At 49.6% G+C, this 14,185-nt stretch carries 11 protein-coding genes; 2 read left to right on the forward strand and 9 right to left on the reverse strand.

Features of this window, described 5'->3' with window-relative positions:
• Positions 1-35: 35 nt before the first annotated feature.
• From JUB14_RS17320 to JUB14_RS17330, 3 genes are read right to left on the reverse strand one after another with little or no spacing between them, the layout of a single operon-like run.
• Positions 36-1,283, reverse strand: coding sequence for a hypothetical protein (locus JUB14_RS17320; RefSeq protein ID WP_207507746.1), 1,248 nt, complete (start codon positions 1,281-1,283; stop codon positions 36-38).
• Positions 1,280-2,551 carry a hypothetical protein gene (locus JUB14_RS17325; protein ID WP_207507748.1) on the reverse strand — a complete coding sequence of 424 codons (1,272 nt, stop codon included), beginning with the start codon at positions 2,549-2,551 and terminating at the stop codon, positions 1,280-1,282. The genes JUB14_RS17320 and JUB14_RS17325 overlap by 4 nt, the downstream gene beginning before the upstream one ends.
• 46 nt (positions 2,552-2,597) lie before the next feature.
• Positions 2,598-3,797, reverse strand: coding sequence for a hypothetical protein (locus JUB14_RS17330; RefSeq protein WP_207507751.1), 1,200 nt, complete (start codon positions 3,795-3,797; stop codon positions 2,598-2,600).
• A 260-nt stretch (positions 3,798-4,057) separates the two neighbouring features.
• Between JUB14_RS17330 and JUB14_RS17335 the strand changes: the two genes are divergently transcribed.
• Positions 4,058-5,197 (forward strand): acyl-CoA dehydrogenase, encoded by a 1,140-nt coding sequence (locus tag JUB14_RS17335; RefSeq protein WP_207508099.1) that lies wholly within the window; start codon positions 4,058-4,060, stop codon positions 5,195-5,197.
• A 173-nt stretch (positions 5,198-5,370) separates the two neighbouring features.
• Positions 5,371-6,300, forward strand: a complete 930-nt coding sequence (locus tag JUB14_RS17340; protein ID WP_207507754.1) for an AraC family transcriptional regulator — start codon at positions 5,371-5,373, stop codon at positions 6,298-6,300.
• Positions 6,301-6,400: 100 nt separating this feature from the next.
• On the opposite strand, the gene JUB14_RS17345 is transcribed toward JUB14_RS17340, so the two are convergent.
• From JUB14_RS17345 to glpK, 6 genes are all read right to left on the reverse strand, one after another.
• Complete coding sequence (locus JUB14_RS17345) at positions 6,401-7,795, reverse strand: NADH-quinone oxidoreductase subunit N (protein ID WP_207507757.1); 1,395 nt, start codon at positions 7,793-7,795, stop codon at positions 6,401-6,403.
• 52 nt (positions 7,796-7,847) lie between these two features.
• Positions 7,848-9,296, reverse strand: coding sequence for a complex I subunit 4 family protein (locus JUB14_RS17350; protein ID WP_207507761.1), 1,449 nt, complete (start codon positions 9,294-9,296; stop codon positions 7,848-7,850).
• A gap of 33 nt (positions 9,297-9,329) precedes the next feature.
• A complete protein-coding gene (gene nuoL / locus JUB14_RS17355) occupies positions 9,330-11,249 on the reverse strand; it encodes an NADH-quinone oxidoreductase subunit L (RefSeq protein WP_207507764.1) in 1,920 nt (639 codons plus the stop codon).
• An 81-nt stretch (positions 11,250-11,330) separates the two neighbouring features.
• On the reverse strand, positions 11,331-11,660 hold the full coding sequence (gene nuoK, locus JUB14_RS17360; RefSeq protein WP_207508101.1) for an NADH-quinone oxidoreductase subunit NuoK: 330 nt from the start codon (positions 11,658-11,660) through the stop codon (positions 11,331-11,333).
• Between the two features lie 113 nt (positions 11,661-11,773).
• A complete protein-coding gene (locus tag JUB14_RS17365) occupies positions 11,774-12,583 on the reverse strand; it encodes a 3'-5' exonuclease (protein WP_207507768.1) in 810 nt (269 codons plus the stop codon).
• A gap of 69 nt (positions 12,584-12,652) precedes the next feature.
• Complete coding sequence (gene glpK, locus JUB14_RS17370; protein ID WP_207507770.1) at positions 12,653-14,152, reverse strand: glycerol kinase GlpK; 1,500 nt, start codon at positions 14,150-14,152, stop codon at positions 12,653-12,655.
• Positions 14,153-14,185: the final 33 nt, after the last annotated feature.

The raw sequence follows: 14,185 nt of genomic DNA on the forward strand, positions 1-14,185 counted from the left end.
ATTTAAGAGTAGCTAGTCGAAAGGAAAGAAAGCTTTTAGCCTTGTATAGTCGCTCTTTTGGGGAAGGAAAGCCAGATAAAATAGATCGTCAGTACTACTATACCGGCCTGCATCAGGTAATCAATAAGCAAAGCAGAAGAGGCAAAGACATCACCCGGAGTCAGGTACTTGGGCATACCCATCCGCCACCAGTACGAAGGATGTACCACGCACAGCAGATTATACAACAGCAGCAAGCCTACCTGCGTTCTGTCCTTCCAGTTGATGATGTAGAATACCAGCGGGAGCAGAAATAAGAAAATATAGTTACTGTAAGCGCTCTGCTGAACGATCATCATAGTTGCATATATAATTACCCACACGTACGAAAGCATCTGGTAGAAGTGCGCCTCGCGCAGCCGCCAGGCAGCCAGGGTACCCAACCCCACCGATACCAGCAGACCAATCCAGTTCCAGAACTTTTCGCCCGTCCCAATGGAATTCATCGCCCAGGGATTAAGCACCGATAAGACATTGGGAGCACGCAGTACGCTGGCCTCCCCGATCGGTTGGGTAAATTCCCAGCCCACCAGGCTGTATAGTATCGCCAGCGTTACAATACCTACCCCACTGAGGGTAAGCAGCATCCTGATCTTGTCTGTCTCGAGCAGGAATAGCGGGACGAGAATGAGCACAAAAATAGCCTTTGTCATCAGTAGCCCCAGCGCCAGTACCAGGCTATACGCCACGACGCTTTGGGTACGCTGCCGTACCAGCCAGGCCAGTACCACAAACAACCACATCCATACATCCTCCTGGGCTCCTACCACGCACAAGATCAGCGAACCGGGCAGGATCAGGTAAAGTAATGCTTTATAAAGAAGTACCTCCCTCGGCTGGCTATTGCGGTAGAATAGCCACGAAAGCGCCAGCGCTACGCCATCCATCAGCGTCATGATGAGCACCACCATCCGGGGGCTGTACCATAGCTTGGCCCCGGCGCCCAGGAAGTAGGAGTAAAAGGGGGAGTAAGGCGACCAGAAATCGCGATATACTACCTTGCCGGCCGCAGCGGCACTGGCCATATTCCAGAAGCCGATCACATCAGAGGTTGGCTCAAAACCCGCAATAGTATATACCGCCAGGAATGGAAGCAGACGAAACAGGATCCATCCTGCTACCATAAGGGTCAGTGCTCCCCTGGATTTCAGCCACTCGGTAATGGCTGCTCTTTTGTATAGTACCAGGCCCACCAGTAGCAGGGCAGCCAGACTCAGGCCTACTTTGGCCAGAATAATACTCATGACAGAACCGGGATTGGGAGCTTAACTACTTTGCGATACGCCTGCTTGAGGAACCAGAAATAACAAGCCACACTCAGTATCTGCAGTACATACTCCAGAATGAATATGGGATTGGCAAACATACCGAAGCTCGTATAGTGAGGCTGATCGTAGTATACATATACGAATGGCTGAACCACCGTCAGCCAGCTCACCGCCAGTAGTACCCCGATGTGCCTGGTTTTACGTACATCGACCAGTTCAAACACTACGGCTATCAGGTACGCTATAATATAGGCGCCCGGAGCACTGGCCTGAAATATCATCATACATACAAAAGAAGCCACAAACAGACCCGGTAAGGTCTCTGTTACGTGGCGCTCGCGGCTGCGGTAAGCCATATAACTCGGGATAAGTACCGTAAAGACGAGCCCAATCCAGTTAAATAGGGTCGACTCTTTCTCATTTACCCGAAAGAATAGCTCGATAAAAGGCCTGGAAATAGAAAACAGATTGGGCGTCATCAATTGCTCTGTATGCTGAATAGGCATCAGGAAAAGGTCGCCAATCTGGGAGTACAGAAACGCCAGCACCGGTAGTCCCACCGCCGCCATGACAAGCAGCATCTTAATAGGTCTTCGCACGATCAGGAGAAGGGGCGGCAGGAAGAATATGAAGGTCACTTTAATGGTGAGCAGAGCCAGCGCAAACAGCAGGCCTATACCAACTTCGTAGTTATCCGGACGCTTATACGCATGACGCAGCATCAGCAGGGCTATTCCCCAGAACCATACCTCTTCCTGCCCATCAACAAGTACATACATAAAGGAGGCAGGCAACAGCCAGTACAGAAAAGTGAGCTGTAACGCATTACTAGACTCTCTTTTATAAGTACGGTAGGTAAGCCACACGATAGCCGTTTCCATCAACACCATCAGCAGTACGATGGAGCGGGCATTATGCCATAGCCAGAGCGGCAGGCTTATGATATATGCATATAAAGGAGCATGATACGACCAGAAATCACGGTAGACAAATCCACCTGCTTTGGCTCCTTCGGCTTTGTAGAAGAAGAAAGGTACATCGCCGCGCGGGTCTTCATTGATTATAAGAAAGATGCCGATCCAGGGTATGAGTCGAAGCAGCAGAAATCCCAGTACGAATACCAGTCCATCCCGCTCGATTTGCCATTTAGTAAAAAGTGATTGCTGACGAACAACCCAAACTATGCCGATGGTGAGAGCTATATTGAGAAGTAACTTTATATAAAAAACATCAAGAATGGACATATCATCAAACTATAGTCAAACGAAACAACAAACGGGTACTTACACGTTAATTAAACCACCCCCAGCCGGTCCATCTGTCAAGAAACATAACTGCTTTCAAGGGAAGTGGTTCAGCCCACACTACTTTATTGTATCCCAGCGTGTAGCACATAGGATGAATAACACAGATCAGAGCCATCACAAAGAGTAACTTTCGGTATTCGGGCAAAGGTACCATTTTGGCAAGTACCAGGCTACTAATCAGCAGGAAAGGAAAACCATATCCGTAGGCCCGGTCAATATCATGGACAAATATTCCTGTCGTAATCAATACCAGAAATCCTGTCAGCAGTGCTACCAGCAACCAACGCTGTTGGGCCTTGTACAGGACATAACCGGCTGCTCCCAATAGTAGCCAAGCTCCCTCAAATGAAGTCCAGAGGCTATTGCCCAGCCCCGCCCGGTGGTCATCCGCGAAGAGAACCGGTGTACCTTCGGTAGTATACTCATGAAAGGAGAAGTAGGTGCTCATGATGTACCTCCGGAAGATAAAATACAGGATCCAGGCGCTGATCACAACCCAGGTTGCCGGTATGAATGCACTTTTTGCTACCGATTCCAGTGTAGATGCCTCTTTTTGGGCCACTAAGGTACGAGCCATCCACCATAAAATAACATAACCTCCGGCTACAATAGCGCGCTCATCCGTAAAAAAGGCAAGCTGCAGGCACACAAAGAGCAGGAACGGATTCCGGACAAACAGAGCCAGCAGCAGGAAAAAGTAAGCGAACCCATCGCCGTAGCCAGCCATATCCACCAAGAACCACGAGAACACAAACATATTGGATAAGGCGAGGGCGAAAAAAGCCGTTACTACTTTATCTGCCGTTTGCTGGAAAACCTCCCGGGCCATCAGGTACAGAAAAGCGCAGCCCAGCAACCCCTGAATGACCACAATAAAAATAACATTGTGCCCGGTCAGGTACGACAGCAGCGGAAGTACCCACCGCATAACCATATTCTCGCGGCGGATGTACACCTCATAACCGTAGGGATGCAGGATATCCTGAGCCTGAATCTTGACAAAAGCCCAGGCATCTGCACCGGCAAGAATGGTGTAAGGAGGTACTGCTAAAAACCAGGAAAGAATCGCGCAGAACAGAGTCAGGTACAAAAGCCAGTGGGGAGTATCTAGTTTTTCCTCTATCCATTGACACAGCCGGTAGTACTGCTCTGACAAGGAAAAGATCGTTTGTACTTGCTTCATTTACAAAGACTGGAATAAAAGTGCTGCAAAGCTAAGGCAGACTTTTAATATGCCAAATAGTACCCAATTTATTTATCCTGTGGCTGTTTTAGTTAGGTACGGGCCTATCAGTCTGCGACCTTACCACTTCTTACCTCCTAAATAGAACAAACCACCAGTCACAGTATGCTTGCACACTTTATCAAAATCGAATAATTTTAGTTATCACTTCATCAATAATCAGACTTAACAATATGGATATGACTGCAGAGTGGACCGGTATGGACTTTAATCTCAGTGAAGAACATAAAGCTGTACAGGAGGCCGCGCGTGATTTTGCACAGAATGAACTGTTACCCGGTGTGATAGAGCGTGATGATGTACAGAAGTTTGACCCTACCCTGCTCCGCCGCATGGGTGACCTGGGCTTTATGGGCATGATGGTTTCTCCTGAGTACGGAGGAGGAGGTATGGATACCGTTTCGTATGCCATCGCTATTGAAGAGCTATCCAAGGTAGATGCATCGGCTTCCGTTATCATGTCCGTCAATAACTCGCTGGTGTGCTGGGGACTGGAAAAGTACGGGAATGAAGACCAGAAACAGAAATACCTGACCCGACTGGCAGCGGGTGAAGTAGTAGGTGCTTTCTGCCTCTCGGAGCCTGAAGCCGGCTCCGATGCCACTTCACAGCATACTACCGCCGAAGATAAAGGAGACTACTACCTGCTCAACGGCACCAAAAACTGGATCACCAACGGCAACACGGCCTCCATCTACCTGGTCATGGCGCAGACGTACCCCGAGAAGCGCCATAAGGGCATTAACTGCCTGATTGTGGAAAAAGGTATGGAAGGATTCTCGGTGGGTAAAAAAGAAGATAAAATGGGTATCAGGGCTTCGGATACGCACTCCCTGATGTTTACGGATGTCAAGGTCCCCAAGGAGAACCGGATTGGTGAAGACGGGATGGGATTTAAATTTGCCATGAGTACCCTCAACGGCGGGCGTATCGGCATAGCGGCCCAAGCTTTGGGCATAGCTGCCGGTGCCTATGAGCTTGCTCTGGCTTACTCCCTGCAGCGCAAGACTTTCGCCAAGCCTATTTTTGAACACCAGGCTATACAGTTCAAACTGGCCGAAATGGCCACACGCATCGAAGCGGCCCGGCTACTAGTCTATAAGGCGGCCCGGCTGAAAGATGAAGGCAAGGAATTTGTGAAGGAAGCGGCCATGGCCAAGCTTTATGCTTCGGACGTAGCCATGTGGGTAACAACCGAGGCGGTACAGGTTCACGGTGGCTACGGCTATGTAAAGGAATATCACGTGGAAAGGCTCATGCGGGATGCCAAAATTACTCAGATATACGAAGGTACATCAGAAATACAAAAAATAGTCATAGCCAGAGAGCTCCTGAAATAGGGCTGTGCAACCGTTTATCGAAATTTTCTAAAAAAAGTGCACAATTTGTAGGTAGAATCGTGTACTTTTTTTTTATTTTCGCTATATCGATCCTTGTATTAGTTTTGTACAATTTATTAGATTTGTACAAAATTAGATTTACAAGGCTAACACATGCCTCTAAAATACATGTCATGGAAGATTACAACAAGATTATTGAATCCCTTGGGGTGAAGTTTGTAAGGGCTCGGCACATCCGCATTTTGCAGCCCATTACAATCAAAAACTTTTATGATGTACAGAACTCACTCACGATTTTGTACGATGGGGAAGTGTCGTTTGGGACCGACGAACCCCAGAAAGTAGAGATGGGTGATATGCTGTTTATCCCCGGGGGTAAGCACGCTACGGTTACGTACGGTAACGCCGCTCTGGCCAAGACTGTATCTAACGAGGAGTTTATGACCAATCGTGACAACTACTTTGAGGCTAGTCACGATCCATCGATGATCGGCCAGATATCTAACTCATTTGGTCTGATATCGTTTGAGGCAAAAGTTTTCGATACCGTTAACTTCTTTACTTCGCTGGATATCCCTCCTTTCCTGATCAAGCGCGATGATAACATGGCCGCTACCATCAATCAGGTATTGGGTGAGGAAATGACCGATACCCCAGGTAAGGGACGCGTGATCAAGATTAAGACCGAAGAGGTAGTCATTGAGATTATCCGCTATATCTTAAAGAACAAGCTATTCGTTGAGCAGCTCGTTACCAACAGTACCTATTTCAAAGATCCCCGTCTGATCGATATCTTTGCCTATATCAAGGATAACCTGGGTGGTGATTTGTCAAATAAGGTACTGGCTAACGTGGCCAACGTATCGGAGGACTATGTAGGGCAGTACTTCAAGATGCTGACGGGTATCAACCCTCAGGACTACATCGAGTATCAGCGTATGGAAAAAGCCGTTGACCTGCTCCGTACTTCCAAGAAGAGTATTCGTGCGATCGGTGCTGATGTAGGATACAAAGACACTGCTTACTTCTGCCGCCGCTTCAAGATGATGTTCGGTATACCGGCCGGTAAGATGCGTCGTCGTGAGTCCCTGATGAACGTGTAAGACTACTTAGTCTGGTAGATCAATGTCAAAAAGAGAGGCGGCTGGATATCCAGCCGCCTCTTTGTGTATGATATATAACGATGAGTGAACTATAAGACGATTAGAGAAGCTGTTCGAAAAAGCCCGGAGCCAGACCAAACAGTATAGTAATGACCGTAGCTGCCACCAGTACGATTTGATAAAAGGGAGCCACGCGAATCTTACCCGTATTACCTTCTTTCATATAAGAGGCTATTACGACCCGAAAGTAGTAGTAAATACCTACCGCCGACATCAGCACGGCCACTACCAGCATCCATATCAGCCCACGATCAGCGGCGCTGCTGAATACAAAGAACTTACCCCAGAAGCCGGCTGTTAGCGGTATACCCGCCAGCGACAGCATCGATACCGTCAGTACGAAGGCCAGGAGCGGGTTCTGCTTAGCAAGGCCGTTAAAAGCATCGTAGCTCTCATTGGGACGGCCATCCAGTGACTTCTCCTTGGCGATCAGCATCAGTACGCCAAAGGCGCTAATGGTAGCTACCGAGTAAGCCATCGAGTAAAACAGGATAGACCGTTCAGTCTGAGCCGTTAGGGCCGTCAATGCGATGAGCAGGTACCCAGCATGTGATATGCTCGAGTAAGCCATCATACGCTTAAAGCTATCCTGATATACCGCCACCACATTACCCACGAACAAGGTCAGTACCGTAATAACCGCCAGCGTGATGTACCAGAAGTCGTAGATACCTGCGAACGAGTGAGACAGCAGGCGGAAGATAGCCGCAAAACCGGCTGTCTTGACGATAGTAGACATGAACGTAGTAAAGATGGAAGGTGCTCCATCGTATACATCGGGGGTCCAGAAGTGAAAAGGAGCCGCCGACACTTTGAAGAGCATACCGATCAACAGCAGCAGCAATCCGGCGTACAGGATATAGGATTGGGCTCCGGCGGCAGTACTCACAAATCCGCGAATACCCGTCAGGCTGAATGCACCGGTAGCACCGTATAGCAAAGCGATACCGAACAGCATAATACCCGTCGCGAAAGCCCCCATCAGGAAGTACTTGAGTGAAGCCTCGTTGGAGCGAAGATTACGCTTATCGCTTCCGGTAAGGATGTACATGGCCACCGAAAGAATCTCGATTCCTACAAAGAAGATAATGAGGTGCTCGTAGCCGATGATCATAATGGCGCCTACCAGCGAAAACAGCATAATGCCGTAGTACTCCGCCGGCTGTGCTTCTTCATCATCCTGAAAGCCTCTGGTCATAGCTACGATCAGGAAGGCAGATATCAGAACAATCGCGTTGAAGGCCAGGGTAAGATTAGTTACCGAGAACATACCGTAGAAGTACAGCAGCGGCCCCTGATTCCAGTCAATAAAGTTGCTGCCCAGAGCCAGGGCCAGGAATAGCAGTGTCGCGGGTAATAAGATGTTCTTCGATTTCATAAATCCCAGAAACAGGACCACGATACCAAGAACGGACAACAGTATAATAGGATACATAATGTTTATAGAGTCGTTAGTCGTCAGGCCGGTGTACCACCGTCAGCCCTTATTAACCATTAATGAAACGTAGTAATTGACTTACGGTAGGTTCGGTTATGCTCAGGAAAGTAGATGGATAAATCCCAATCCAGAAAACCATAGCAACCAGGGGTATCAGTACCGCCCGCTCGCTCATGGTAAGATCGGCAAAGCGCTCAGCAACCTCCCCACGGGGACCAAACATCGACTTCTGGAAAAGACGCAGCATGTACACCGCTCCCAGAATAATGGTGAGTCCGGCTATGGCACCCAGCCAGCCATTGTACTGGTACACCCCCGCCAGCAGCAGGAATTCACCCACAAAGGCATTGGTCAGTGGCAGGGCTACGCTACCCAGCAGCAGGATCAAAAAGAACACCGTCAGCTGTGGGGTATTCTTCGTAATACCTCCCAGGTGATCAAGGTTGCGGGTCTTAGTACGGGAGAATATGATCTCAATGATAAAGAACATACCTACCACGTTGATCCCGTGCGCCAGCATCTGAATCAGAGCTCCCTGCAGACCATATAATGTTGTAGAGAACACACCGGCGGACATCAGTCCTACGTGCGCAAAGGATGAATAGGCAACCAAGCGCTTCATATCTCGCTGCTTGATGGCGATGATCGAGCCATATACAATACCTATTACCGACAGTACGATCGCTACCGCGCCCCAGTCTTCCAGAGCCATTGGTGCGATAGGAAGCAACAAACGAATCAACCCGTATACCCCCATTTTCAGCATAATACCCGCCAGCAACATAGTAGCCGGAGTAGGCGACTCGGTGTAGGTATCAGGCTGCCACGTATGGAACGGGAATATCGGCATCTTGATCGCAAAGGCTATAAATAAGCCCCAGAATACCCAACCTTGGACAGCAGGATCAAGCTGTAGGTTGTAGAAGGCAGCAATCTCAGACGTATGCGTACCGGGCGTCTGGAAGTACAGGTACACAAACGCCACCAGCATGAACAAGCTACCGAAGATGGTATAGATAAAGAACTTGAAAGTTACCTTCAGGCGGTTCTCTCCTCCCCACAGGGCCGACAGGAAGTACACCGGTATCAGCGCCGCTTCGAAGAACAGGTAGAACAGGAATGCATCGGTAGCGGTGAATACGCCTACCAGCGCCGCTTCCATAAAAAGGATCAGCGAGTAGAAAGCGGGAGCATTACGATAGTCGTGACCAAAGGTAGACAGTACGATCAGCGGCGTCAGGAAAGTAGTCAGCAGTACCAGCAACATGCTGATACCATCGATGCTGGCTCCCAGGGTAATACCCGCCGACTTGATCCAGTCGTACTTGAAACCAAATTGCTGACCGCCCACCGGATCAAACTGCATCCACACCACCAGAGCGACAGCCAGCTCAGCTACTGCCCCAAGCAGGGCCAGCTGCCTGGCATTACGCCCGCCGAAGCTTAGTGTAAGTACTCCTGTAAGAACAGGTATAAGTATAAGAAGGAGAGTAAACATGAGTTTAAATCTTGTTCTTTATCGAAAAGTATTTTAACGAATCAGCAGGTTCCAGAATAAAATCGCCACGATACCTACTACCATCGCAAATATGTAGTAGCCAACCGAGCCCGTCTGCGTTTGACGTAGTTGCCCCGACACTCCTTTTACCAGACGTCCTGTACCCAGTACGATCAGGTCAATGAAGAATTCACCAAAGCTGTACAGCAGGTTTGATAGTCCGGCGATGGGTTTCACAAATACGCCATTGTACAGTTCATCTACGTAGTACTTGTTATACACCAGACGCTCCAGTGACGAGCGCTCCGCGGTATCGGGAGCCGGTACTGAGTTACGGCTGACATACATTACATAGGCAGCAATAGCAGCGATCAGAGCCGCAGCTACTGATATACCCATCAGCATGAATTCTTCGGAATGACTCAGGGTAGTAGCCGCAAATGCTTCGGGATTGACCTGACGCGCTCCCTCATACAGAGGGCTCATAAACTCTGCTAGTTGGTGGGTACCTCCCAGTGCTTCGGGTACGCCCATAAATCCACCTACGGCCGAGAAAATAGCCAGGATAACCAGGGGTATGGTCATGGCAGCCGGTGACTCGTGCAAATGGTGCTCCTGCTCATGCGTACCGCGGAACTGGCCGAAGAACGTCAGGAATAGGAGGCGGAACATATAGAATGAGGTCATCAGAGAACCTAATACACCCAGTGCCCACAGCAGCTTGTTGTGCTCATAGGCATGCGCCAGGATCTCATCCTTTGAGAAGAAACCTGCAAACGGAGGAATACCCGCAATAGCGATGGTACCGATCAGGAAGGTAAGGAAAGTAATAGGAAGCTTCTTGCGCAGACCACCCATCGAGCGGATATCCTGCTCATCGGACATGGCATGAATCACGCTACCGGCTCCGAGGAAGAGCAGGGCCTTAAAGAAAGCGTGCGTAATAACATGGAACATAGAGGCCGAGTAAGCCATCACGCCGAGAGCCACAAACATATAGCCCAGCTGACTCACCGTTGAGTAGGCCAGTACTTTCTTAATATCGTTCTGCAGCAGACCAATGGAAGCGGCCAGTAAAACCGTGGCTATACCTACGATAGAAATAACTTCCAGTGTAAACGGCGCCAGAGAATAAAGCACATTGGAACGGATCACCATATAGATACCCGCCGTCACCATGGTAGCGGCGTGAATCAGGGCCGATACCGGCGTAGGACCCGCCATCGCGTCGGGTAGCCAGGTAAAGAGGGGAATCTGCGCCGACTTACCCATTGCCCCCACAAAGAGCAGAAGCGTAATCGTAACTACTACAGGATCACCTATTGAAAGTCCCGTAGCCTGACTGAATACCTCGGTGTACTCAACCGAGCCGAAGGTGGCGATAATAGTAAAGATACCCAACAGGAAGCCCAGGTCACCGATACGGTTCATGATGAAGGCTTTGCGGGCAGCGTTGTTGTAGTTGGTATTGGTGTTCCAGAAGCCGATCAGCAGGTACGAACAGAGACCTACCCCTTCCCAGCCAATGAACATGATCACATAGTTGGAGCCCATTACGAGCAGCAGCATGAAGAAAAGGAAGAGGTTCAGGAAAGCGAAGAACTTACCAAACCCTTCATCGTGCTTCATGTAGCCGATGGAGTAAATGTGGATCAGAGAACCTACCCCGGTTACGATCATCAACATCAGTAACGATAGCTGGTCGATCTGGAAGGAGAAAGGAATGTTGAGGTTCCCGACGGTAATCCAGTCAAAGAGCGATACGACCTGCGGCTCGCTACCGGCCGCTTTGAATGCACTTAGTACGGCCACTGACACCGCAAAGCTACCCAGAGCAGCCAGCGAACCAATCACTCCCACGGCCCCTTTTGGGACGCGACGAAATCCGATACCATTAATAAGAAAACCTATTAAGGGAAGGAGAGGTATCAGAATGAGTAAAGAAGCAGACATAAAGTTTAAAGAGAATATAGAGAGGTTAGTCGCTATCTGTTATCCGTAAAATTCCAATTTACCGATGCTACAATAGCCAGATCACCATTTTAGTTTGTTAAGGAAACCAACATCCGTCGTCCGGGTATTCCGATAGATCATTACGATAATAGCCAGACCTACCGCTACCTCCGCGGCAGCTACGGCCATAATGAAGAATACGAAAACCTGTCCGGCCGGATCAGATTTATAGGAAGAGAAAGCAATCAGGAGCAAGTTGGCTGCATTAAGCATCAGCTCAATGGACATAAAAATAACAATGGCGTTGCGTCGGGTAAGTACCCCAATAATACCAATGACGAACAGGGCTGTACTGAGTATGAGGTAATTTTTTAAAGGAATAAGCTGAATAATTTCCGGTATAGCCGGCATCTGCAACATCGAGGGTTCCATTATTGTATTTTTCTTAGCTTCGTATTCACCATGAAAATTTGGACAAAACTACTCATAATTCCTACTTACTCAATACTTATCCACGGATAATTCTATCTTTGAGTAAGGGCTCTTAGCTTTATTTCCGTCAGTTTACGCTTTGTATCCAGCGGAAATTCTCCCTTTAACATCCAATCGTAAAAGTAAGGCTCTTCTTTGAGCACATCAAATACCCGCTTGCCGCTATGTTTCCCAAAGTTAAATACTTCTTCGCCCTTATCATTATATATCATTCGTCCGGCAAAATCGACGGAGCGGGTAGCAGTCAGATTATGTAATATTTCTATATCATTCTGAACCGGCTCTATTTCCTTTCCCTTGTCATCCTTGATCTTTACGCCGGCATAACGGGCGATCTGTGCGTTGAGTACTTCGTAGGTGGCCATGGCATCTGCTTCGGCCGTATGGGCGTCAGTCAGTTCTTTTCCGCAGTAAAACTTATAGGCAGCGGACAGACTACGGGGTTCCATCAGGTGAAAGATGCGCTGGGCATCCACCAGTCGGCGTCCCTTTACATCAAAGTCTACCCCCACCCGCAGAAACTCTTCCATGAGGAGAGGCACATCGAAGCGGTTGCTGTTAAAGCCCGCCAGATCACATCCCTCCAGAAAAGCCGCGATACTCTTGGCAATGCCCTTGAAAGTAGGGCAATCTTTTACGTCTTCGTCGTAGATACCGTGGATCATGCTTGACTCCACGGGTATAGGCATCTCCGGATTTACCCGATGCGTACGTATATCCAGTTCACCATTTGGCAGTGCCTTCACCACGGATATCTCTACTATTCTGTCGCGTATTACATTAATTCCAGTGGTTTCAAGGTCAAAAAAAGCCAGCGGCTTTTTTAGAATGAGGGTATGCATACGAAGCTATTTTGGTAAATGTGCCGCGAAGTTACGGGTTAGCCAGCAGATAGCCCAACGTAAGGTGCTTTAATCCATCCACCCGAACGATTTCGTAACCGCTTTACTCCAGCCCCGGTGTAGCTCGGCGCGTTTTTCTTCGCTCATAGCAGGCTCCCAGGTATGCGCCACCGACCAGTTGCGGCGTAGATCGTCGAGGCCTTCCCAATAGCCAACAGCCAGTCCGGCGGCATAGGCGGCACCCAGGGCGGTGGTTTCGGCTACGGCGGGTGCTACTACGGGTGCTCCCAGCATATCGGCCTGGAACTGCATCAGCAACTGATTAGCCACCATACCACCATCTACCCGGAGCGACTTCAGTTCAATACCCGAGTCCTGCTCCATGGCATTGACTACATCCAGGGTCTGGTAGGCTGTGGCCTCCAGTACCGCCCGGGCTATATGTCCTTTGTTTACGTAGCGGGTAAGTCCGGCTATGATACCGCGGGCGTCATTGCGCCAGTAGGGAGCGTACAAGCCGGAGAACGCGGGCACACAGTAAGCCCCCCCGTTATCTTCCACGGTTTTGGCCAGGGGTTCGATATCGCTACTCTTCTTAATAAGTCCCAGGTTGTCCCGCACCCACTGTACCAGCGCACCGGCTATGGCGATACTTCCTTCCAGCGCGTACTGCACCGGCTGGTCCCCAAACTTATAGGCGATGGTAGTCAGGAGGCCGTTTTCAGACATTTTCAATTCATCCCCGGTATTCATCACCATAAAGCAACCCGTACCGTAGGTATTCTTAGCCATACCGGGCTCAAAGCAAGTCTGCCCCACCAGCGCGGCGTGCTGGTCACCCAGGATACCGGCTATGGGTACCCCAGGCAGTACCTCCGACGACACCTCACCGTATACCTCACTGCTGCTCCGGATGGTAGGTAGCATGGCCTTAGGTACCCCGTACGTAGCTAGCATATCATCATCCCACTGCAGGGTACGCAGATTCATAAGCTGGGTACGGCTGGCGTTGGTTACGTCCGTGACATGAATGCCTCCCCGCGCGCCACCCGACAGGTGCCAGATGACGAAGGTATCCATGGTACCAAAGAGGGCATCACCCCGTTCGGCATCCTCGCGTACTCCCTCCACGTTATCCAGCAGCCATTTTAGTTTGAGGCTACTAAAGTAGGTAGAGACAGGTAGCCCCGTCTTCTCCCGGAACTGGTTCAGTCCGCCTTCCTTTTCGTACTGGGTCACCAGGTCACCTGTCCGGGTATCCTGCCACACCAGGGCGTTGTAGTAGGGCTTACCGGTACGGCGGTTCCAGACGACGGTGGTCTCGCGCTGGTTGGTGATACCAATGGCCGCTATGTCCGACGAGGTAGCCGAGGCCTTGATACGCGCCAGGGCTATCACTTCGAGGGTATTCTTCCAGATTTCGTCGGGATTATGCTCCACCCAGCCCGGCTTGGGATAAATCTGCTCGTGTTCTTTCTGTCCCACCGAGATAATGTTTCCCTGACGGTCAAAAAGAATACAGCGGGTGCTAGTGGTACCCTGGTCAATAGCGGCAACGTATTTGGACATGTTAGTAGTTGGGTTTAGCTTGAGTAGGAATAA

The organism is Telluribacter humicola (assembly GCF_017355935.1).
GTDB classification, from domain to species: Bacteria; Bacteroidota; Bacteroidia; order Cytophagales; family Spirosomataceae; genus Telluribacter; species Telluribacter humicola.

What these genes read in the sequence shown, in the direction of transcription:
- JUB14_RS17320 (WP_207507746.1), bottom strand. Translation starts at nt 1,283, where the DNA reads ATGAGTATTATTCTGGCCAAAGTAGGCCTGAGTCTGGCTGCCCTGCTA.
- JUB14_RS17325 (WP_207507748.1), bottom strand. Translation starts at nt 2,551, where the DNA reads ATGTCCATTCTTGATGTTTTTTATATAAAGTTACTTCTCAATATAGCT.
- JUB14_RS17330 (WP_207507751.1), bottom strand. Translation starts at nt 3,797, where the DNA reads ATGAAGCAAGTACAAACGATCTTTTCCTTGTCAGAGCAGTACTACCGG.
- JUB14_RS17335 (WP_207508099.1), top strand. Translation starts at nt 4,058, where the DNA reads ATGGACTTTAATCTCAGTGAAGAACATAAAGCTGTACAGGAGGCCGCG.
- JUB14_RS17340 (WP_207507754.1), top strand. Translation starts at nt 5,371, where the DNA reads ATGGAAGATTACAACAAGATTATTGAATCCCTTGGGGTGAAGTTTGTA.
- JUB14_RS17345 (WP_207507757.1), bottom strand. Translation starts at nt 7,795, where the DNA reads ATGTATCCTATTATACTGTTGTCCGTTCTTGGTATCGTGGTCCTGTTT.
- JUB14_RS17350 (WP_207507761.1), bottom strand. Translation starts at nt 9,296, where the DNA reads ATGTTTACTCTCCTTCTTATACTTATACCTGTTCTTACAGGAGTACTT.
- nuoL (WP_207507764.1), bottom strand. Translation starts at nt 11,249, where the DNA reads ATGTCTGCTTCTTTACTCATTCTGATACCTCTCCTTCCCTTAATAGGT.
- nuoK (WP_207508101.1), bottom strand. Translation starts at nt 11,660, where the DNA reads ATGCCGGCTATACCGGAAATTATTCAGCTTATTCCTTTAAAAAATTAC.
- JUB14_RS17365 (WP_207507768.1), bottom strand. Translation starts at nt 12,583, where the DNA reads ATGCATACCCTCATTCTAAAAAAGCCGCTGGCTTTTTTTGACCTTGAA.
- glpK (WP_207507770.1), bottom strand. Translation starts at nt 14,152, where the DNA reads ATGTCCAAATACGTTGCCGCTATTGACCAGGGTACCACTAGCACCCGC.